A 19,576-nucleotide genomic window follows, 5' to 3' on the forward strand; every position below is an offset into this window, starting at 1 on the left:
GGGTGCATTTCCTGCATGCGGAGGCATAGGTTCCGGTCCGATAGGTTCATGCGACGAAGCGAGTTCTGATGCAGTCCCCCACACATCCGCCCCAAGCGGGCACCCTGCTCGCCGCCGAGCTGCGACTCCCCACGAACGCACTCGACTACACAATCCTCGGCATCTACTTCGTGGTCGTCCTGGGCATCGGCTTCGCGGCCCGCCGCTCGGTCAGGACGAGCCTCGACTTCTTCCTGTCCGGGCGCTCACTGCCCGCCTGGATCACCGGCCTGGCCTTCATCTCGGCCAACCTGGGCGCCACCGAGATCCTCGGCATGGCCGCCAACAGCGCCCAGTACGGCGTCTACACCGTGCACTGGTACTGGATCGGCGCCATCCCGGCGATGGTCTTCCTGGGCCTGGTGATGATGCCGTTCTACTACGGCTCCAAGGTCCGCTCGGTGCCCGAGTTCCTGCTGCTGCGTTTCGACAAATGGGCGCACCTGCTGAGTTCGATCCTGTTCGCCTTCGCCGCCGTCCTCATCGCCGGCGTCAACCTCTACTCGCTCGCGATCGTCGTCGAGGCACTGCTCGGCTGGCCGCAGTGGGTGGCGATCGTGGTCGCCGGGTTCTTCGTCCTCGCCTACATCACCCTCGGCGGTCTCTCCTCCGCGATCTACAACGAGGTGCTCCAGTTCTTCGTGATCCTCGCGGCGCTGATCCCGATCGCCGTGCTCGGTCTGAACCGGGTGGGCGGCTGGAACGGCCTGACCGACTCCCTCGACAAGACCCACGGCGCGGACTTCACGACGGCCTGGGGCGGTACGGGCATCGGCAGCGACAACCCGCTCGGCGCCAACTGGCTGACCATCGTGCTCGGTCTGGGCTTCGTGCTGTCCTTCGGCTACTGGACGACGAACTTCGCCGAGGTGCAGCGCGCGCTGTCGGCCAAGAACCTCTCCGCGGCCCAGCGCACCCCGCTCATCGCGGCCTACCCGAAGATCTTCATCGTCTTCCTGGTGATGATCCCGGGGCTGGTGGCGGCCGTCCTGGTCCCGAAGATCGGCACGAGCGGCTCGGATCTCCAGTACAACGACGCGATCCCGTACCTCATGCAGGAGTTGCTGCCGAACGGTGTCCTCGGCATCGCGGTGACCGGCCTGCTGGCCGCCTTCATGGCGGGCATGGCCGCCAACGTCTCGTCCTTCAACACGGTCTTCACGTCGGACATCTGGAGGAGGTACGTGGTGACGGACCGCGAGGACTCCTACTACGTCCGCTTCGGCCGCCTGATCACGGTCATCGGCGTCCTGGCGTCGATCGGGACGGCCTTCCTGGCCTCGTCCTTCTCCAACATCATGAGCTACCTCCAGACGCTCTTCTCCTTCTTCAACGTGCCGATGTTCGCGGTCTTCATCGTCGGCATGTTCTGGAAGCGGGCGTCGGTGAAGTCCGGCTTCTGGGGGCTGCTGGCCGGCACGACGGCCGCGATGGTGAACTACTTCGTCCTCTACAAGCAGGACATCATCGGCTTCCCCTCCGACCAGGGCGCCAACTTCGTCTCCGCGATCGTCGCCTTCGTGGCCGGCGGCGTGGTGATGGTGGGAGTCTCGCTCTTCACCGCCCCGAAGCCCGCGGAGGAGCTGCGGGGTCTGGTCTACGGCACGGTGTCCCCCGGTATGGCCGAGCCGCCGGCCCCCGGCGACGACGCCTGGTACCGCAGGCCCGCCCTGCTGGGCTGGGGCGCCATGATCCTGGCCGCCGCCTGCTACATCCCGTTCTCGTTCTGACGAGCCCCGACCCGTTCCGACGAGGGAGAATCAAGAAACCATGTCCGACTATTCGGAACGCGACGCGCAGCGCGAGGTCTCGGAACTCGAGAAGAAGTCCGCGACCGCTGCTCGCCTGTTCGACATCCGCCGCATCATCGGCGGCCTGTTCGTGATCTACGGCGTCATCGTCACCATCGCCGGCATCACGGTCTCCGACGCCGACCTCGCCAAGGCCGGCGACATCAACATCAACCTCTGGACCGGCCTCGGCATGCTCGCCCTCGGCCTGTTCTTCCTGGCCTGGCTGTGGCTGCGGCCACTGCCGCCGACGGTGCCGGAATCCCCGGCCGAGGAGCACGCTCCGCCGACGGCGGAGTAACACCCGCACCCGGGGCCGGGGTTCCTCAGGGGATTCCGGCTCTTGGCTGCTACCCGGGCTGTGCGGAGGTGAACAGGTCGGCCGGGTCGGTCACGTGGACGGCCCGCTCCGACCACGCCTTGAGTTGCTCCAGGTCGGAGCACGCCTGTACGCGAAGCCGGGCGGAGTCGGATACCTGGATACCGCGCAACTCCAGGATCCTCAGGATCATCTCGATGCGATCCTCGATGCGCCCTTCGTCCCTCAGCTGATCCGCGACCGGATTCTGGAAGAAGTAGTTCACCGGAGCCATCAGGTCCCTCCAAATCTCCTTCGCCTGGGAATCCACCAGGCCAGACGTCACAAGCTGCGCCAAAAGAGCCGCGCTTGCAGGGTCAGTGGTCTCCAGGGCCGCCGCGAGTGGTCTCAGTATCGCAGCGACATGGGGCCCTCTACCATGCGTAATCGCCGAGAGCACCGCGAGCGACACATCCTGCGCCGCCTCCTTCTCATCGGTGATCACAGGAACCTGGTCCGGCCCAAGAACCATCGGCCTCACGACGAGCGAGGACCAGCCGGGCAGACCGAACCGGATGGGCTGGGCCGCCCAGCGTGCGGTCGAACTGCTCTGGATCATGACGATCAGCACCGGCTCACAGCGGTACTTCTCGTAGAGATACGAGAGGTAGTACGGCCAGCTTCCCCGCTTCCTCTCGTCCTTCTTGCCCTGCGACTCCAGCACCAACAAGAAGTCCCCGCTCTCGGTGTGCACCCGGACCAGACTGTCCACACGCCGTTCGACCGGCTCGATCTCGGTCAGGTCCGTGTTGACCACCGCGAAGCCGCACGGCTCTGGAAATCGCACGTGGAACAGCCTCTGGAAGTTGCGGATCAGCGCGGCCGTGTCCTTCTGGCCGAAGTGGTGCATCGCTTCATGCGACGAGCTGACCATCCGACCTCCTTTCGATCCGACGTGATCAACGAGCTACGCCGCCGCCAGGTCACGCCACACGTACTTGCCGGTGTCGCCGCCCTGGCGGAGTGGATGCCGGCCCCAGTCGTCGGCGCAGGCCCGGACCAGGGCGAGGCCCCGGCCCGCCTCGGCGTCGGAGGTGACCGGCAGGTCGTACGGCGGCGGCAGCGGGCTCGCGTCCCGGGCTCCGATCCGCAGCACCCCGCCCCGCCAGGCCGGCCGCAGAGCGGCGGGGCCCTTCGTATGCCGTACGGCGTTGGAGACCAGCTCCGCCGCCAGCAGCTCGGCGACGTCCGTGCGACCGATCAGGCCGTGCAGGGTGAGGATCAGGCGGACGGTTCGGCGGCAGACGGTGACGGCGCGGGTGTCGTGGGGATGTGCAGGGCGTAGGTCCAGGGTTCGGTCGTGGACATGCGTGAACTCCGGTTCAAGTGTGGGGAGTCGAGACTTCGCCGGGGCGGCCCCCGGCTCCCTCGCCCACTTCCTGCACCACATAAAAACCGGGCCTTACGAGGACACCGCTCTGTCTGGCTAGCTTCCCCGTCCCCCGGAGGGCGTCGTGCGGATGCCGACGATCCGAGGCTCGCGGAGAATGGGTACTCGGCGAGGTGGCGATGATGCCGACGTGGCGACTGCGGGAATTCCGCGACGACGATCTCGACCGTGCCATCCAGATCTGGGACCAGGACCGGCACCCGGACGATGCTCCTCCCGTGTTCACCGTGTCCGAGGTCATGGCCACGGCCCGGGCGGGCGGGTCCGCGGTGGTCGCGGTCGTCGGCGACGACCTGGTGGGCATGGCCGTGGCGCAGGCCCAGGGCGACCGGGCCTGGATCACGCTGGTGGCGCTCGCGGGGAACTGGCGGAGCCGTGGGATCGGGAGCGCCCTGATAGCCGAGCTCGAGCAGCGTCTGCGCGCGCAGGGGATACGCCGGATCGGCGCGCTGCTCGCCCCCGAGGCCACCGGCACCGCGGCCCTGGAGAACTCCGGCTACCGGACCCGCGAGGGTCTGCTCTTCTACGAGAAGGTCGAGCATCTCGGCGCGGGCGACGCCGGTCTCCTCGCGGAGCTCGGCGGGCGGGTCCAGCCCCAGGGACTCTGGGGTTCCCTCGCCGGGATGGAGCGGGAGAAGGAAGCGATCGAGCGGCGGATCGTGCTGCCGCTCGCAGAGCCCGCGCTGGCCGACCGGTACGGGGTGAGGCCACCGAAGGCGGTCATCCTCTTCGGCCCGCCGGGCACCGGCAAGACAAGCTTCGCCAGGGCCGTCGCCTCCCGGCTGGAGTGGCCGTTCGTGGAGCTCTTCCCGTCGAGGCTCGCGGCGGGAGACGGGAATCTGGCCGCCTCACTGCGGGAGACGTTCACCGATCTGGCCGCACTGGAGACCGTTCTCCTGTTCATCGACGAAGTCGAGGAGATCGCCGGCGTACGGTCCGGCACGGCCGTCGACCCCGGCCACGGAGTCACCAACGAACTGCTCAAGCTGATCCCCGGCTTCCGCGATCACGACGACCGTCTGCTGATCTGCGCCACCAACTCCGTCCGCTCCCTCGATCCGGCGTTCCTGCGCCCCGGCCGGTTCGACTACGTCATCCCGGTCGGTCCTCCCGATCCAGCCGCCAGGGAAGCGATCTGGCGGCGCTATCTCGGCCCCGCCGCCGACGGGGTCGAGCTGCGCCGGCTGGTGGCGGCCAGCGAGATGTTCACCCCCGCCGACATCGAGTTCGCCGCGCTCAAGGGCTCCCAGGCCGCCTTCGAACGCGAAGTCACCGACCGCCGGGGCGCACCGGCCGACACCGAGGACTACCTCACCGCCATCGCCGACACCCGCCCCTCTCTCACCGCCCAGGCGCTCACCGAGTTCAGGGAGGACATCGAGCGCCACGTCCGCATGTGAGGCGGCTTCCCGCATGTGATGCGGCTTCTCCTCACCGGGAAGGGGGAAGCTGACCTCATGACCGACACACTCACCGTCAGCATCCTGGGCACCGGAATCATGGGGGCCGCGATGGCCCGCAACCTCGCCCGTGCCGGCCACGACGTCCGCGCCTGGAACCGCAGCCGCGCCAAGGCCGAGCCGCTGGCCGGCGACGGTGCGCACATCGCGGACACCCCCGAGGAGGCCGTGCGGGGCGCCGATGTCGTCCTGACCATGCTGTACGACGGCCCCGCCGTCCTCGACGTCATGCGCCGAGCGGCACCCGGGCTGCGCGCCGGGGCCGTCTGGGCGCAGTGCACGACCGCCGGAATCGAGGCACTCGGCGAGCTCGCCGAGTTCGCCCGCGCGCACGGGCTCGTCTTCTTCGACGCTCCCGTCCTCGGAACGCGCGCACCCGCCGAGGCCGGGCAGTTGACCGTGCTCGCCGCCGGCCCGAGCGCGGCCCGGGACACCGTGACGCCCGTCTTCGACGCCGTCGGCACCCGTACCGTGTGGACCGGCGAGGACGGCTCGACGGGCAGCGCCACCCGGCTCAAGCTCGTCGCCAACACGTGGCTCCTCGCCGCGACCGCCGCGACCGGCGAGGTACTCGCCCTGGCCAAAGGCCTCGGCGTGGACCCGCAGGACTTCTTCGGCCTCATCGCCGACGGCCCGCTCGACATGGGTTATCTGCACGCCAAGGCCGCCCTCGTCCTGGAGGACCGGCTGTCCCCCGCGAGTTTCGCCGTCGCCACCGCCGAGAAGGACGCCCGGCTGATCGTGCAGGCGGGGCGGCGGCACGGCGTCCGTCTCGACGTCACCGAGGCCACCGCCGACCGCCTCGGCCGCGCCAACGCCCTCGGCCACGGGGACGAGGACATGGCCGCCGCGTACTTCGCGAGCTTTGAGGAGGGCAAGCCCCCCTCGTAGACCCGTGGATCCTGCTTCCCCCTGCCCCCGTGGGACCCCGTACGCCTCAGCGGGAGTTGTCCGTGTCCCCGAGCGATATCGGGGTCGGGACCGGGCCCGCGCGGTCCAGCAGTCCCGTGCGGGCCGCGAGTGCCGCCGCTTCGAGGCGGGAGCCCACGCCCAGTTTCATCAGGACCCGCTGGACATGGGTGCGGGCGGTGGACGGGGCGATGCCCATGCCGGCCGCGATGAGCCGGGTGTCCTCCCCGTCGGCGACCCGCACCAGGACCTCCACCTCGCGGGGTGTGAGCATCTGGAGCAGCCGCTGGCCCTCGTCGTCCGGCTGGGCGGCGGGGTTGAGCAGTTCGCTGAAGGCACCCTGGAGCAGTTGCGGGGCCACGGCCGCCTCGCCCGCCCTCGCCTTCATGATCGCGCGCTCGACGCCCTCTATGCGTTCGTCATGGCGTACGTATCCGGAGGCGCCGGCGGCGAACGCGGCGGCGATCCCGCGCGGGTTCGGTACCGGGCCGAGCACCAGGACCGCCACCTGGGGGCGCTCCCGCTTGATCCGCACCACCGGGTCGAAGATCCCCGGCTCCGCGGGTGTCGCCGTACCGATCAGGCACACCTCTGGTGCCCGTGTGATCACCAGCTCCGCCGCCCCCGCGGCGGGCGCGGCCGCGGCGAGCACCCGGTGCCCGCGCAGCTTCAATGCCGAGGCCAACGCCTCGGCGAGCAGTCGGTGGTCGTCGACCACCATGAGCCGCACTCCCATCAGGCAACCCCCCAGTCCCCCCAAGCATCCCCACTGGTTCCCCGTGGATTCGGAGCCCCCCGGCTCTCCATCCCCCGGAAGCTACACGCTTGTTCGACGTTGCGCTTCCCCTACTGGAGAGAAGTGCCCAGGAATATCGAAATCCCTCCCAATAGGGAGTGATGAGGGGTACGCGTGCGGCCCCGCCCCTGAGCAGGGACGGGGCCGCACGCGATGTTCCTGTCCGAACGAATCCGTTCGGGGAACGATCACCGCGTTCTTTCGAAGATGATCGCCCTACTTCGTTCCGAAGGCGATCGCCAGGTATGCCTTGTCGTCCGCGGAGGTCGGCTTGTCCGCGTAGACCTGGGACATGTACAGCCTGCCGTTGCTGTAGAGGATCTCCGCGTACTCCGGGAGCATCCCGGCCTCCGCGTCGCGCGTCGCCTGGGTCGCCGGGTTCTCCATGAGCACGGTCTCCTTGAAGGAGGTCCCGTCGATCGTGACGATCTGTCCGCCCTTGTCGTACGGCGGCCGCTTGTACGCGAGGACGTTGGTGCCGTCCATGCGCAGCGGGGTGATGGTGTAGCCGTCACCCGCGTCCGCGCGCTGGCCGGTCTGCTTCCCGGTGGCCAGGTCGAAGGCCACGATCTCGTTGGTCCGGCTGTAGTCGCCGGTGCCGTCGTGCTCCTCGGTCGGGATGTACAGCTTGTCGTTGCCGACGGCGATCCCGGAGCAGTACTCGATCCTGGTGATGCCGTCGCAGCGGGCCGCGTACGTCTTGCCGGGCGCCGAGATCTTCGACCGCAGCTTGCCGGTCTTGTTGTCGATGGAGAAGAAGTCCGAGATGCCGCTGCCGTCACCGGCGGAGTCGCCGACGTCGGCGGCCACCACCAGCGGGTCGGTGGAGACGACGCTGGCGTACTCGATGCCGGGCGACATTTTGTACTCGGAGATCACCTTCCCGGACGTCGGGTCGATGGTCTGGATGTGCAGCTGGCGCGTACTGCCGTACTCGCCGCACTTGCGGACCGCGACGAGCTTGTCGCCGCCGCCGTAGCCGGAGTCGTAGCAGCTGTCGCCCGACTTCGGCGCCCACAGCGCCTTGCCGGTGGAGATGTCGAACGCGCCGCCACCGCTGGTGCTGCCCGCGGCGACCGTGTTCCCGCTGACCGTCACGTTGTCGAGGTTGATCGGTTCGTCGGCGGACTTGATCGTCCGGGTCCACAGCTTCTTGCCTGCGCCGAGGTCGATCGCGGCGAGCTGGCTGCACCCGTGCGAGGGGTTCGCCTTGGTGGGCATGGCCGGCTCGTAGATGATCGCCGTACGGTCGGCGTCCGTGCTGTGCCGGCTGGCCTGGCAGACCGGGCCGGGGAGCTTGATCGTCCAGGTCTTGGCGCCCGAATCCGGGTCGTAGCCGCTCACCTCGGCGTTGCCGGTCTTGGCGTACACCTTGTCGGTGAGCCAGGAGCCGACCGTGGTCACGCTCGTGATGTCCTTGGCCACGGCCGGCGCGGGGATCTGGAACAGCAACGTGGAGCCGGTGTCGGCCGGCACCTTCTCCTTGCCGTTGGAACCGGTGGTGCCACCGCCCTTGCTGTCACCGCCCTTGCCGCCGGTGCCGCCGCTCGATCCCTGGGAGTTGTTCTTGTCGCCCTTGCCTTTGGAGTGCTGGGAGTACAGGACGCCGCCGCCGACGATCAGCGCGACGGCCACCACGGCCGCGACGATGATGAGCACCTGGCTGTTGAACTTCCGCCCGCCGACGCCTCCTTGCGGAGCCTGCGGCTGCATCGGCATGGTCTGCGGCTGCGGGTAGCCGTAGGGGCTCGGCTGGCCCGGGGCGCCGTACGGAGGCTGGGGCTGGCCCGGGTAGCCGTAGCCGGGCTGGGCCGGCTGCGGCTGGCCCGGGTAGCCGTAGCCCGGCTGGGCCGGGGGCGGCGTCTGCGGGTAGCCGTACGGCTGCTGCGGCGGGGCCGCGGGCGGAGCCGACTGCGGGGGCGCCTGCGGATAGCCGTAGCCGGGGCCCGGAGCGGGCGGCGGAGGCGTCGGCGCGCCGAAACCGCCCGGGTTGGGGTCTCCCCTGCTCGAACTCTGTTGAGAGCTCGGGGAAGGATCCTGCGGGGCGCCGAAACCGCCCGGGTTGGGGTCTCCCCTGCTCGAACTCTGTTGAGAGCTCGGGGGGTCCTGCGGTGCGCCGAAGCCCGGCGGGGGCTCGTTCGGCGGTGGCGGGGGCGGCTGGCTCATGACGTGAGTACCTCTGAGGACGAAGGGACGGCGGGCCTGTGCGCGTGCGGAGCACGACGGAACTGGGGGTGGGCGTCGGTCACTTGCCGTAGGCCAGCATCAGCTTCTCCTTCGCCTGGTCATTGCCCGTGAGCCGGGTGGTGGAGATGTAGAAGCGTCCGTCCACGTAGTCGACGGCCTTCGAGTAGAAGCCGGTCTCGATGTTCGCGGTGCCCTGCGGGTTCTGGAGCAGCTTGGTGAGGGTGTGGCTGCCGCCCGTCGTCGGAACCGACACGATGCGGCCGCCGCCGTCGTACGACGCCTCGACGTAGGCGATGAGACGGGTGCCGTCCGTCTTCATCGGCATCATCGCCGCGTCCGCCGGGGACTTGACGCGCCACTTCTCCTTGCCGGTGGCCAGGCTGAACGCGACGACCTCGTTGGGGCCGCTCTTCGCCTCGGTCGGCAGATAGAGCGTGTCGGCGTCGGCGACGGCGCCGAAGCAGCCCGTCAGGTCGCGGTTGAGGATCGCGAAGCCGCACTCGGGCGCGAAGCCGTCGTCGCTCTTGAGCTGCGAGCGCAGGTCGCCGTTGTCCTTCAGCACGGTGATGTTCACCGTCTTCTTGGCGTCGTTGGTCATGTAGAGCACGACAGGGTCCACGGAATAGGCACGCTCGACCCGCCAGCCCTTGGGGATCTTCGTCGTCCACCTGGCCTTGCCGGTGGCCGGGTCCAGCTCCTGCACCTCGTCGTGCTCGGTGTCGCTGCCGACCCCGCAGGACGAGACGGCGAGCAGCTTGGAGCCGCCCGCGAATCCCGCCGGGTAGCAGCCGGCGCCGTACTTCTCCTTGTCCCACAGCTTCTTGCCGCTGGAGACGTCGTACGCCGTTCCCGACATCGAGCGGCCGACCGTCAACGTGTGGCCGGTGATGGACATTTCGACCGAGAGCGTGCTGTCGAAGAGGGTGCCGTCCGCGACCTTCCCGCTCCAGCCCTTGGCGCCGGTGTTCAGGTCGATCTGCTGGAGCTGGTTGCACTTGGCACTGCTGGCGGAGCCGCTCATGTAGGCGATGACGATCTTGTCGTCGGCCGTCTTCTGCGGGGTGACCGCGCAGATCTTCTGCGGGAACGTCAGCGCGGGCCAAGCGGGCTTGCCGTCTCCGACATCGAATGCGAAGAGCTGCTTGTACGCGGCCTTCACCGCCGCCTTGCCGGTGATCCACATCCCGGGGGCGTCGGCGCCCGAACCGGGCGCGTCGGGCGCCGACTTGTACCAGAGCACCTTCGCCTCGCCGGCCTTGCGGTCCGCGTTGAGGTTCTCGTCGTCCTGGCCGCCGTCACCGCTGCCGTCACCGGGGTTGACCGGATCGTCCGACGCGGACGCGGTCGGGCTGTGGCTCGCGCTCTGCTTCGCGACGGGCTTCTTCCCGTCGTCGCCACCGCCGGTGACGGCCCATACGGTGCCGCCGACGACGAGCAGCCCGGCCACCGCCGCGGCGACGACGAGCGCGGGCCTGCCCTTGAACGGGTTCTTCGAGCCGCCGCCCGGACCGCCGGGCGGCGGGGTGCCGGGCGCGCCCGGGTACGGCGCCTGGGGCGGATACCCGTACCCCGGCTGCGGCTGCTGCCCGTATCCGTAAGGTCCTGGCCGGCCGTACGGACCCGGCTGCTGGGGCTGGCCGTACGGGCCGGGCTGGGCGTAGGGGCCGGGCTGCTGGGGGTATCCGTAGCCGGGCTGCGGAGCCCCGGCGGGCGGAGCGTACTGAGGCGCGGGCGCCTGCGGCGGCTGCGCCGGAGAAGGGGGCGCACCCTGAGGTGCGGGGGGCGTGTTGGGGGGCGCGCCCTGCGAACGCGGGTCCTGCGGAGTGCCCTGCGGCGGACCCTGCGGTTCGCCCTGGGGCGCACCGAATCCACCCTGCGACCGCGGGTCCGGCTGCGCGTCGGCGCCACCCGTCGGCGGCTTGTCCTGCGGTGCTCCGAAACCACCCTGCGGCGGCTGACTCGGCGGCTGACTCATCAGCGCTTCCCCCTCTTCACTGATGTGGCGCCCCACCGGCGGCGCTGGATTCACGCCTCGTCCGGTGGTTCTCAGACTGTTCTCAGACCGCTCTTTCTATCACTTTGGGGGGCGCGGGCAGGGGGCCGGTGCGCGCCCTGTTCCCAAGGGAGGACCGGGCTGTGATGCCGTCGTTACGCGCCTTCACGTGCCCTTCACGCCGGGCACGCAAGGCGAGCTCAGCGCCGCGAGGGGTGCCGGGGCGCGGGGCGCGGGGCGCCGCGGTGAGGGGCGCATACGGCAACTCGGGGGCGCCCTAAGGGAATTACGCGCCCTTTGACGGGCTGCGCACGCCGTGTGGGCGCGCCCGCTCGCGGCGCCTGTGCGCACCATGAGGCACCGCGAGCTCGACGAGGGGCGTGCGGCCCTCCGCGTCAGGCGTCTTCCGCCAGCTCCAGCCAGCGCATTTCCAGCTCCTCGCGCTCGCCTGCCAAATCGCGCAACTCCGAGTCGAGTTGGGCGACCTTCCCGAAGTCGGTGGCGTTGTCGGCGATTTGCGCGTGCAGCTTGGTCTCCTTCTCGGAGATCTTGTCCAACTGGCGCTCGATCTTCTGGAGTTCCTTCTTGGCCGCGCGACTGTCGGCAGCGGAAGCGGACTTGACCGGGGCGGGGGCCGCGGCGAGCACGGCGGCCGCGGCCACCTCCTCGATCTTCTTGCGCCGCTCCAGGTACTCGTCGATACCGCGCGGGAGCATCCGCAGGGTGGCGTCGCCGAGGAGCGCGAACACGTTGTCCGTGGTGCGCTCGATGAAGAAGCGGTCGTGGGAGATCACGATCATGGAGCCGGGCCAGCCGTCGAGGAGGTCCTCCAGCTGGGTGAGGGTCTCGATGTCGAGGTCGTTCGTCGGCTCGTCGAGGAAAAGGACGTTGGGCTCGTCCATCAGCAGGCGCAGCAGCTGAAGCCTCCGGCGCTCACCGCCGCTGAGGTCCCCGACCGGCGTCCACTGCTTCTCCTTGTTGAAGCCGAACGTCTCGCACAGCTGCCCCGCGGTCATCTCGCGCCCCTTGCCCAGGTCGACGCGGTCGCGGACCGACTGGACGGCCTGCAGGACCCGCCAGGTGGGGTCGAGTTCGGCGACCTCCTGGGAGAGGTAGGCCAGCTTGACGGTCTTGCCGGTGACGATCCGGCCGGCCGCGGGCTGCTGGTCGCCATCGCTGCGGGCGGCCTCGGCCAGGGCCCGGAGCAGGGAGGTCTTGCCCGCGCCGTTCACGCCCACCAGACCGACCCGGTCGCCGGGGCCGAGCTGCCAGGTCAGGTGCTTGAGCAGCACCTTGGGCCCGGCCTGCACGGTCACGTCCTCCAGTTCGAAGACGGTCCTGCCGAGCCGCGTACCGGCGAACTTCATGAGCTCGCTCTTGTCGCGGGGCGGCGGCACATCGGCGATCAGTTCGTTGGCGGCCTCGACGCGGAAGCGCGGCTTGGAGGTACGGGCGGGCGCTCCGCGCCGCAGCCACGCCAGCTCCTTGCGGACCAGGTTCTGCCGCTTGACCTCTTCGGTCGCGGCGATGCGCTCGCGCTCGGCCCGGGCGAACACGTAGTCGGTGTAACCGCCCTCGTACTCGTACACCGCGCCCTTCTGCACGTCCCACATCTGGGTGCAGACCTGGTCGAGGAACCACCGGTCGTGCGTCACGCAGACCAGCGCGGAACGGCGCTCGCGCAGGTGCTTGGCGAGCCAGGCGATGCCCTCGACGTCGAGGTGGTTGGTGGGCTCGTCGAGGATGATCAGGTCCTGCTCCTCGATGAGCAGCTTCGCCAGCGCGATACGGCGCCGCTCACCGCCGGAGAGCGGGGCGATCACGGTGTCGAGCCCCTGCGGGAACCCGGGCAGGTCGAGACCGCCGAAGAGACCCGTCAGTACGTCCCTGATCTTGGCGTTGCCGGCCCACTCGTGGTCGGCCATGTCGCGGATGACCTCGTGGCGGACGGTGGCCGTGGGGTCGAGCGAGTCGTGCTGGGTGAGCACGCCGACGTGCAGGCCGCCGGAGTGCGTGACACGGCCGGTGTCGGGGTCCTCCAGCTTGGCGAGCATGCGGATCAGGGTGGTCTTGCCGTCCCCGTTCCGGCCGACCACGCCGATCCGGTCGCCCTCGCTGACGCCGAGGGAGACTCCGTCGAGCAGTGCACGGGTGCCGTACACCTTGCTGACGGACTCGACATTGACCAGGTTGACGGCCATTTCTCTCCTGAACAAGGGGGACGATCGACCCTCAAGGGTAGTCCGCGCGGTGAGCGTCCCCCGCCGCGAGTTCTTCGCCCCCTCCGCCCCTGCCCGGCCCGTACCCGGGGGCGCTGCTCCCGCAGGCCTGCTCCTCCGTCGCCGGAGGGGCCGAATTCTCAGCCGAGCACGATCGCGCCCGGCGCCGGGGACTCCGTGACGCGGACCGCCCGGCAGGTGCCCGAGGCGAGCAGCAGCTCGCCGATCGTCCGCGCGGACTCCGCGTCGGGGGCGAGGAACGCCGTGGTCGGGCCCGAGCCTGAGACGAGCGCGGCCAGGGCGCCGGCCGCGCTCCCCGCCGCGAGCGTGTCGGCGAGGGCCGGGAAGAGGGAGAGGGCCGCGGGCTGGAGGTCGTTGGAGACGGTGCGCGCGAGAGCGTCCGCGTCCCCCTTCGCCAGCGCGTCCAGCAGGTCCTGCGAGGCGACCGGCTCCGGAACGCGTAGGCCCTCGTTCATCCGGTCGAACTCGCGGAAGACCGCCGGGGTCGACAGCCCGCGCTCGGCCATCGCGAAGACCCAGTGGAAGGTCCCGCCGACCTCCAGGGCGCGCAGCTGCTCGCCCCGCCCGATGCCGAGCGCCGCCCCGCCCACCAGGGAGAACGGCACATCGCTGCCCAACTCGGCGCAGATCTCGAGGAGTTCGTCGCGCGAGGCGTTCGTGCCCCACAGCGTGTCGCAGGCGAGCAGCGCGCCGGCTCCGTCCGCGCTGCCGCCGGCCATGCCGCCGGCGACGGGGATGTCCTTGGCGATGTGGAGATGGACGGCCGGGTCGATGCCGTACCGGCGGCCGAGTTCGACGGCCGCGCGGGCCGCGAGGTTCGTGCGGTCCAGGGGCACCTGTCCGGCGTCCGGGCCCGCGCAGGTGACGCGCAGTTCGTCCGCCGCGGTGACCGTCACCTCGTCGTAGAGGCCGACCGCGAGGAACACGTTGGCCAGGCCGTGGAAGCCGTCGGGGCGGGCGCCGCCGACCGCGAGCTGGACGTTGACCTTGGCAGGGACGCGTACCGTCACCGTCTCCGTCACGGCTGGGTCGACTCCTCGTTCTCGGCGCCGTTGTCACCGGCGTTCTCGGCGGGGTACTGGCGGGCGCCCTTGGTGTCCCCGCCGTTCGCCCTGCCGCGGTTCTCCGCGATCCGGACGAACTCCTCGACCGTCAGGGACTCCCCACGGGCCTGCGGCGAGACCCCGGCGGCGACGAGCGCGGCCTCCGCGGCGGGCGCCGAACCGGCCCAGCCGGCGAGGGCGGCGCGCAGCGTCTTGCGCCGCTGGGCGAAGGCGGCGTCCACCGCGGCGAACACCTCGCTCTTCGTGGCGGTCGTCCTGATCGGCTCGGCGCGCCGGGTGAGCGCCACGAGTCCGCTGTCGACGTTGGGCGCCGGCCAGAAGACATTGCGTCCGATGGAGCCGGCCCGCTTCACGTCGGCGTACCAGTTCGCCTTCACGGACGGCACGCCGTACACCTTCGAGCCGGGCGGGGCGGCGAGCCGGTCCGCGACCTCCGCCTGGACCATCACGAGGGTGCGCTCGATGGTCGGGAAGGTGTCGAGCATGTGCAGCAGGACGGGCACGGCGACGTTGTACGGGAGGTTCGCGACCAGCGCGGTCGGGGGCGGGCCCGGCAGTTCCCGGACCTGCATGGCGTCCGAGTGCACCAGCGCGAACCGGTCGGCCCTCTTCGGCATCCGGGCCGCGACCGTCGCGGGGAGCGCGCTCGCGAGGACGTCGTCGATCTCGACGGCGACGACCCGGTCCGCCGTCTCCAGCAGGCCGAGCGTCAGCGAGCCGAGGCCGGGACCCACCTCCACGACCACGTCGTCGGGCCGCACTTGCGCGGTCCGCACGATGCGGCGCACCGTGTTGGCGTCGATCACGAAGTTCTGGCCGCGCTGCTTGGTGGGCCGTACGCCGAGGGCTGCCGCGAGTTCGCGGATCTCGGCGGGGCCCAGGAGGGCGTCGGAGGTGGGGCTGGTCACGAGCCAAGGGTACGGGGGGTCCGGCCTCAGCCGTGCAGCCGTGGCCCGCAGTGCGGCCAGGGACTCGCCCCGCGGCGCACGTACAGCTTCTTCGCCCGGAAGGTCTGTTCGGCGGCCGAGGCGTCCTGGGGGCGCCCGCTGCCGCCGAGGTTGTGCCAGGTGTGGGTGTCGAACTGGTAGAGGCCGCCGTAGGTGCCGGACGGGTCCACGGCGCCGGGTCGGCCGCCGGACTCGCAGGCGGCGAGACCGGACCAGTTCAGGTGGTCGGCGCCGCCGGTGGACGGGGGATGCGGCTTCGTACCGACCCTGACCAGCTGGTTCTGCGGCTGCCGCACCACCTCGGACCGGACGAGCCGCGGCCGCTGCTTGACGCCGTTGACGGTGCGCAGGGTGTAGGTGATGCGCAGCGCTCCGTACTGGCCGGGGCGTTCGACGACCTCCATGCCCTTGAACAGCGAGGAGTCGTCCGCCCGCCGCACCTCGAACGGAATCGGTTCCTCACGGACCTCCCTGGCCCCGGTGACCCGCAGAACGGTGACGGTCTGCCCGTCCCGCGGGAAGCTCCCGGCCGGCACGGAGGTCATGTCCTGTCCGTGCAGGGTGATCCCGGCCTCCTGGACGGCCTCCCGGACGCTCGCGGCGTTCGTGCGGATCGTCCGCGCCCGGCCGTCGGCCATGATCGTGACCGCGCGTTCGGTCCGCACGTCGAGCGCCAGGCCCTCGCGCCCGATGGGCTGCGAGCGCGAGGTCGACAGGTGCGCACCCTCGGCACGCACCCCCAGTTGGCTGAGCGCCCCTTCCACGGTGTGCTCCGTCGTCCACACCCTGCGTCGCTCCCCGTCGAGGGTGAGGTGCACCGGGCGCCCGTAGCGCACCGCGACCTCGTCCCCGTTGGTGAGGGCGGTGCCGGGGGCGGGCGCGACCACGTCGTGCGCGCCCACCTTCACGCCTTCGTCGGCGAGCAGTTCCGTCACGTCGTCCGCGAACGTGTGCAGCGTGCGCGGTCGGCCGTCGACGCTGAGCTCGATCGCCTTGTCGTTGGCGACGAACGCGGAGGTGCCGCCGGCCAGGAAGGCCACGACCAAGGCCTGCGGGAGCAGCCGGCGCAGGGATTCGGGGCGCTCGGGGATGCGCTTGCGCCGGGCCGCGCGGCGCGCCTCGGCCCGCCCACCCGTCGCGCGCGCCCCGGCCCGCCCGTCCCGCCCGCCGGCGCCGTCCGTGCCGTCCACACCGCCCGCAGGAGTCGTGAAGGCCACGGTGTCCGCCTGCTGACGCGGCAGGCGGGGCTCGGTCGGCGCGTCGGACGCGCCGGGCACACCCCGTACGCCGGACGCTCCGAACACACCGGGCGTCCCGGGTGCACGGGGCGTGTTCGGTACCGCGGGCTCGGGCGTGGGCGTCCGGTACGCCGGACGGTAGGGGTCCGGGTAGCCCGTGCCGTACGGCCCGTAGCGCGGGTACTCCGTGTAGCCCGCCTCGTAGCCCGGGTACTCCTGGTAGCCGGGGTAGGGCGCGACGGCCGCGCGGACCCCTCCGGGCCCGTCGGAGGCGTCACGCGCATCGAACGCGCCAGGCGCGTCGGACGTACCAGGCACACCAGGCACACCAAGCACACCCAGCGGGTCCGCCGCGGCGGGCGCACCGGCCGCGGCGGCGCCGCCGGTGACACCGACGACGACGGTGGTGGCTTCGGCGCCACCGGTCGGTCCATACGTCTCGTACTGCTCGTACCGCGAGCTGCTCACGACGACACGCTCCAGGGTCCGGATCGGGCGACCAGAACCTAGCGGAGCGGTCGTCACTCTCCCAAGCAACGCGGCTACGTTGTGTCGCGACACTCCCTCGCGAAAGACCCCTGTCCGGCCAGGGAAAACCCCGGGGAGCGTTACAGATCAGTAATCGAACGCGCGCGCTGTGTTGGCGGAGATCGAGGTCGCCAGCGTGTCTTCGTCGATCCCCCGCACCGCGGCCATGGCGCGCACCGTGACCGGAATGAGATACGGCGCGTTGGGCCGTCCGCGGTACGGCACGGGGGTCAGGAAGGGCGCGTCGGTCTCGACGAGGACGAGTTCGAGCGGGGCCACGGCCAGCGCGTCGCGCAGCGGCTGGGCGTTCTTGAAGGTCATGTTGCCGGCGAAGGACATGAAGTAGCCGGCGCGGGCGCAGATCGCGGCCATGTCGGCGTCGCCGGAGTAGCAGTGGAAGACGGTCCGCTCCGGGGCGCCCTCCTCCTTGAGGATGCGCAGGACGTCGGCGTGCGCGTCGCGGTCGTGGATGACCAGGGCCTTGCCGTGCCGCTTGGCGATCTCGATGTGGGCACGGAAGGAGCGCTCCTGCGCCTCCTTGCCCTCGGGCCCGGTGCGGAAGTGGTCCAGGCCGGTCTCGCCGACGCCCTTGACGTGCGGGAGGGCGGCGAGACGGTCGATCTCCGCGAGCGCCTCGTCCAGCGCGACATCGCCGCCCGGCCGCCGGGCCCCCTGCCGGGACCAGCCGTCGGGATCGCCGTGCACGATGCGGGGCGCTTCGTTGGGGTGCAGGGCGACGGTGGCGTGGACGGCGTCGTACGCGGCCGCCGTCTCGGCCGCCCAGCGGGAGCCGTTCACGTCGCAGCCGACCTGGACGACCGTCGTCACACCGACCGCCGCGGCCTTGGCGAGGCCCTCCTCGACCGTGCCGGACTGCATGTCGAGATGGGTGTGCGAGTCGGCCACGGGAACGCGCAGGGGCTCGGGGAGCGGAGGCGCGGCGTTCTTGTCGGGGGCGTCGGAAGCGGAGGAAGGCATGCCCCGATCCTACGAAGGGGGCACGCCCGGCCTCACCTCGCGGGGAGCCGGGAGTCCCTCCCGTGGGTCCCGCCCGGCCCGGTCAGCCCGCCCGGCGGTGCTGGAACGGGTGCAGCAGATCCGACAGGTGCCAGTGGTGCGGCTCCTTCGGGGCGTCGGAGGACTCGGTCGGCGTCTCCCCCTCCGGGCCGTCCTCGGGCTGTCGCGGCACCGGACGGTGCGGGCGGTGCGGGCGGTGCGTCATGGAGTGCATGGAGTCGAGAACGGAGGACACCTGACCGGCACGCATGATGCGCACCACGTGGCTGTCGCAGTTCAGGCAGGTGGGCCGGCTGAGGGGCGACGGCACGACATGGCCGTTCGCCACGTACACCACGTACTCGCCGCCTTCTGCGTCGCGGTGGTGCTCGATCTCGTACGACTGTTCCCAGCCGTGCCCGCAGCGCATGCAGGCGAAAGAATACGATTCGTGAACCACGGCCGTCGCCGTGCCGCGATGCCCGGTCTGTTCGGTGACCTGACCAGCGGCGATACCGCCGGTCCGTCCTGTCATCTCACTCATGCCAGCTCCTCTTGTCCGCTGGACAAGCACCTCCGTCGACGGAATTCCCCCTGAATTCCATCGATTCGCCGAAGGCGAGGGACGGGTACGTCCCTGCGTCCAGTGGACGCTTCTCCCGGCACGAACGCATCCGGCCTGCCGAGTGTTGGAGGCGTTTTGGCCTTTCCTTGTCGGAAGGCTCCTGTTACGCGGCCTGATCTTTGCTTTTCACGATAGTCCTTTGCCCTTCTATGGGCCGCTTCGTGCGGCGTTCTTTGCCGCGACGACCGCATCGAAGACGTCCCGCTTGGGAATTCCGGCCTCCGCGGCGACGGCGGCGATGGCCTCCTTGCGCCGCTCCCCCGCCTCCTCGCGCACCTGGACCCTGCGCACCAGCTCGGCGGCGTCCAGTTCCTCGGCGCCCTTTTCGGGAGCGCCCTCGACGACGACGGTGATCTCGCCGCGGACACCCTCGGCGGCCCAGGCGGCCAGCTCGCCCAGCGGACCGCGCTTGACCTCCTCGTACGTCTTGGTCAGTTCGCGGCAGACGGCGGCGCGCCGCTGGGCGCCGAAGACCTCCGCCATGGCGGCGAGGGTGTCGTCGAGCCGGTGGGGCGCTTCGAAGTAGACGAGCGTCCGGCGCTCCTCGGCGACCTCGCGCAGCCGGGACAGCCGCTCGCCGGCCTTCCTGGGCAGGAAGCCCTCGAAGCAGAAGCGGTCGACGGGCAGGCCGGACAGCGCGAGCGCGGTGAGCACGGCGGACGGGCCGGGTACCGCGGTGACCTTGATGTCCTTCTCGACCGCGGCCGCGACCAGCCGGTAGCCGGGGTCCGACACGGACGGCATCCCGGCGTCCGTCACGAGCAGGACCCGCGCCCCGCCGACCAGCGCCTCGACGAGTTCCGGGGTCCGGGCGGCCTCGTTCCCCTCGAAGTACGACACGACACGCCCCGTCGTCTGGACACCGAGTGCCTGGGTGAGCCTGCGCAGCCTGCGGGTGTCCTCGGCGGCGACGACATCGGCCCCGGTCAGTTCCGCCGCGAGCCGTGGCGGCGCGTCGGAGATGTCGCCGATGGGGGTGCCTGCCAACACAAGGATTCCTGTCACGGTTCCATCCT

General features: G+C 70.7%; 15 protein-coding genes and 1 pseudogene. 4 read left to right on the forward strand and 12 right to left on the reverse strand.

The window, feature by feature from the left end; translation table 11 throughout:
* Nucleotides 1–68 precede the first annotated feature (68 nt).
* Both ACZ4N5_RS29605 and ACZ4N5_RS29610 read left to right on the forward strand, forming a co-directional pair.
* Nucleotides 69–1,769: a sodium:solute symporter family protein gene (locus ACZ4N5_RS29605; RefSeq protein WP_467760093.1), complete on the forward strand. Its 1,701-nt coding sequence runs from the start codon at nucleotides 69–71 to the stop codon at nucleotides 1,767–1,769.
* Between the two features lie 40 nt (nucleotides 1,770–1,809).
* The gene (locus tag ACZ4N5_RS29610; protein WP_467760094.1) at nucleotides 1,810–2,130 is read left to right on the forward strand and encodes a hypothetical protein; all 321 of its coding nucleotides are present in this window, start codon (nucleotides 1,810–1,812) and stop codon (nucleotides 2,128–2,130) included.
* A 49-nt stretch (nucleotides 2,131–2,179) separates the two neighbouring features.
* Here the strand turns inward: ACZ4N5_RS29610 and ACZ4N5_RS29615 are convergent, their stop codons facing one another.
* Nucleotides 2,180–3,061 carry a hypothetical protein gene (locus ACZ4N5_RS29615; RefSeq protein ID WP_467760095.1) on the reverse strand — a complete coding sequence of 294 codons (882 nt, stop codon included), beginning with the start codon at nucleotides 3,059–3,061 and terminating at the stop codon, nucleotides 2,180–2,182.
* A gap of 33 nt (nucleotides 3,062–3,094) precedes the next feature.
* Nucleotides 3,095–3,495: pseudogene (locus ACZ4N5_RS29620) on the reverse strand (ATP-binding protein).
* A gap of 204 nt (nucleotides 3,496–3,699) precedes the next feature.
* On the opposite strand from ACZ4N5_RS29620, the gene ACZ4N5_RS29625 reads away from it, so the two are divergent.
* The gene (locus tag ACZ4N5_RS29625; protein ID WP_467760096.1) at nucleotides 3,700–4,977 is read left to right on the forward strand and encodes an ATP-binding protein; all 1,278 of its coding nucleotides are present in this window, start codon (nucleotides 3,700–3,702) and stop codon (nucleotides 4,975–4,977) included.
* 57 nt (nucleotides 4,978–5,034) lie between these two features.
* Nucleotides 5,035–5,928: an NAD(P)-dependent oxidoreductase gene (locus ACZ4N5_RS29630; RefSeq protein ID WP_467760097.1), complete on the forward strand. Its 894-nt coding sequence runs from the start codon at nucleotides 5,035–5,037 to the stop codon at nucleotides 5,926–5,928.
* A gap of 46 nt (nucleotides 5,929–5,974) precedes the next feature.
* Here the strand turns inward: ACZ4N5_RS29630 and ACZ4N5_RS29635 are convergent, their stop codons facing one another.
* The 10 genes from ACZ4N5_RS29635 to rsmI all read right to left on the reverse strand — a co-directional run bounded on the left by ACZ4N5_RS29635 (nucleotide 5,975) and on the right by rsmI (nucleotide 19,565).
* Nucleotides 5,975–6,682, reverse strand: coding sequence for a helix-turn-helix transcriptional regulator (locus ACZ4N5_RS29635; RefSeq protein ID WP_467760098.1), 708 nt, complete (start codon nucleotides 6,680–6,682; stop codon nucleotides 5,975–5,977).
* A gap of 276 nt (nucleotides 6,683–6,958) precedes the next feature.
* Nucleotides 6,959–8,908 carry an outer membrane protein assembly factor BamB family protein gene (locus ACZ4N5_RS29640; protein WP_467760099.1) on the reverse strand — a complete coding sequence of 650 codons (1,950 nt, stop codon included), beginning with the start codon at nucleotides 8,906–8,908 and terminating at the stop codon, nucleotides 6,959–6,961.
* Between the two features lie 79 nt (nucleotides 8,909–8,987).
* A complete protein-coding gene (locus tag ACZ4N5_RS29645; protein ID WP_467760100.1) occupies nucleotides 8,988–10,904 on the reverse strand; it encodes an outer membrane protein assembly factor BamB family protein in 1,917 nt (638 codons plus the stop codon).
* 413 nt (nucleotides 10,905–11,317) lie between these two features.
* Nucleotides 11,318–13,123 carry an ABC-F family ATP-binding cassette domain-containing protein gene (locus ACZ4N5_RS29650; protein WP_467760101.1) on the reverse strand — a complete coding sequence of 602 codons (1,806 nt, stop codon included), beginning with the start codon at nucleotides 13,121–13,123 and terminating at the stop codon, nucleotides 11,318–11,320.
* 158 nt (nucleotides 13,124–13,281) lie between these two features.
* Nucleotides 13,282–14,184, reverse strand: a complete 903-nt coding sequence (locus tag ACZ4N5_RS29655) for a 4-(cytidine 5'-diphospho)-2-C-methyl-D-erythritol kinase (protein ID WP_467760102.1) — start codon at nucleotides 14,182–14,184, stop codon at nucleotides 13,282–13,284.
* On the reverse strand, nucleotides 14,181–15,134 hold the full coding sequence (rsmA, locus tag ACZ4N5_RS29660; protein WP_467760103.1) for a 16S rRNA (adenine(1518)-N(6)/adenine(1519)-N(6))-dimethyltransferase RsmA: 954 nt from the start codon (nucleotides 15,132–15,134) through the stop codon (nucleotides 14,181–14,183). The genes ACZ4N5_RS29655 and rsmA overlap by 4 nt, the downstream gene beginning before the upstream one ends.
* A gap of 26 nt (nucleotides 15,135–15,160) precedes the next feature.
* Nucleotides 15,161–16,879: a ubiquitin-like domain-containing protein gene (locus tag ACZ4N5_RS29665; protein WP_467760104.1), complete on the reverse strand. Its 1,719-nt coding sequence runs from the start codon at nucleotides 16,877–16,879 to the stop codon at nucleotides 15,161–15,163.
* Between the two features lie 147 nt (nucleotides 16,880–17,026).
* Entirely contained in the window at nucleotides 17,027–17,917 is an 891-nt protein-coding gene (locus tag ACZ4N5_RS29670; RefSeq protein WP_467760105.1) for a TatD family hydrolase, read from the reverse strand.
* Between the two features lie 82 nt (nucleotides 17,918–17,999).
* On the reverse strand, nucleotides 18,000–18,479 hold the full coding sequence (locus ACZ4N5_RS29675) for a hypothetical protein (RefSeq protein ID WP_467760106.1): 480 nt from the start codon (nucleotides 18,477–18,479) through the stop codon (nucleotides 18,000–18,002).
* A 228-nt stretch (nucleotides 18,480–18,707) separates the two neighbouring features.
* On the reverse strand, nucleotides 18,708–19,565 hold the full coding sequence (rsmI, locus tag ACZ4N5_RS29680; RefSeq protein WP_467760107.1) for a 16S rRNA (cytidine(1402)-2'-O)-methyltransferase: 858 nt from the start codon (nucleotides 19,563–19,565) through the stop codon (nucleotides 18,708–18,710).
* Nucleotides 19,566–19,576: the final 11 nt, after the last annotated feature.

The sequence above is a fragment of the Streptomyces sp. NPDC026500 genome (assembly GCF_055567635.1).

Excerpts from the sequence above, each read along its gene's own strand:
- ACZ4N5_RS29630 (WP_467760097.1), top strand. The coding sequence starts at position 5,035 with ATGACCGACACACTCACCGTCAGCATCCTGGGCACCGGAATCATGGGG.
- ACZ4N5_RS29675 (WP_467760106.1), bottom strand. The coding sequence starts at position 18,479 with ATGAGTGAGATGACAGGACGGACCGGCGGTATCGCCGCTGGTCAGGTC.
- ACZ4N5_RS29640 (WP_467760099.1), bottom strand. The coding sequence starts at position 8,908 with ATGAGCCAGCCGCCCCCGCCACCGCCGAACGAGCCCCCGCCGGGCTTC.
- ACZ4N5_RS29605 (WP_467760093.1), top strand. The coding sequence starts at position 69 with ATGCAGTCCCCCACACATCCGCCCCAAGCGGGCACCCTGCTCGCCGCC.
- ACZ4N5_RS29650 (WP_467760101.1), bottom strand. The coding sequence starts at position 13,123 with ATGGCCGTCAACCTGGTCAATGTCGAGTCCGTCAGCAAGGTGTACGGC.
- ACZ4N5_RS29615 (WP_467760095.1), bottom strand. The coding sequence starts at position 3,061 with ATGGTCAGCTCGTCGCATGAAGCGATGCACCACTTCGGCCAGAAGGAC.
- ACZ4N5_RS29670 (WP_467760105.1), bottom strand. The coding sequence starts at position 17,917 with ATGCCTTCCTCCGCTTCCGACGCCCCCGACAAGAACGCCGCGCCTCCG.
- ACZ4N5_RS29625 (WP_467760096.1), top strand. The coding sequence starts at position 3,700 with ATGCCGACGTGGCGACTGCGGGAATTCCGCGACGACGATCTCGACCGT.
- ACZ4N5_RS29610 (WP_467760094.1), top strand. The coding sequence starts at position 1,810 with ATGTCCGACTATTCGGAACGCGACGCGCAGCGCGAGGTCTCGGAACTC.
- ACZ4N5_RS29645 (WP_467760100.1), bottom strand. The coding sequence starts at position 10,904 with ATGAGTCAGCCGCCGAGTCAGCCGCCGCAGGGTGGTTTCGGAGCACCG.
- ACZ4N5_RS29635 (WP_467760098.1), bottom strand. The coding sequence starts at position 6,682 with ATGGGAGTGCGGCTCATGGTGGTCGACGACCACCGACTGCTCGCCGAG.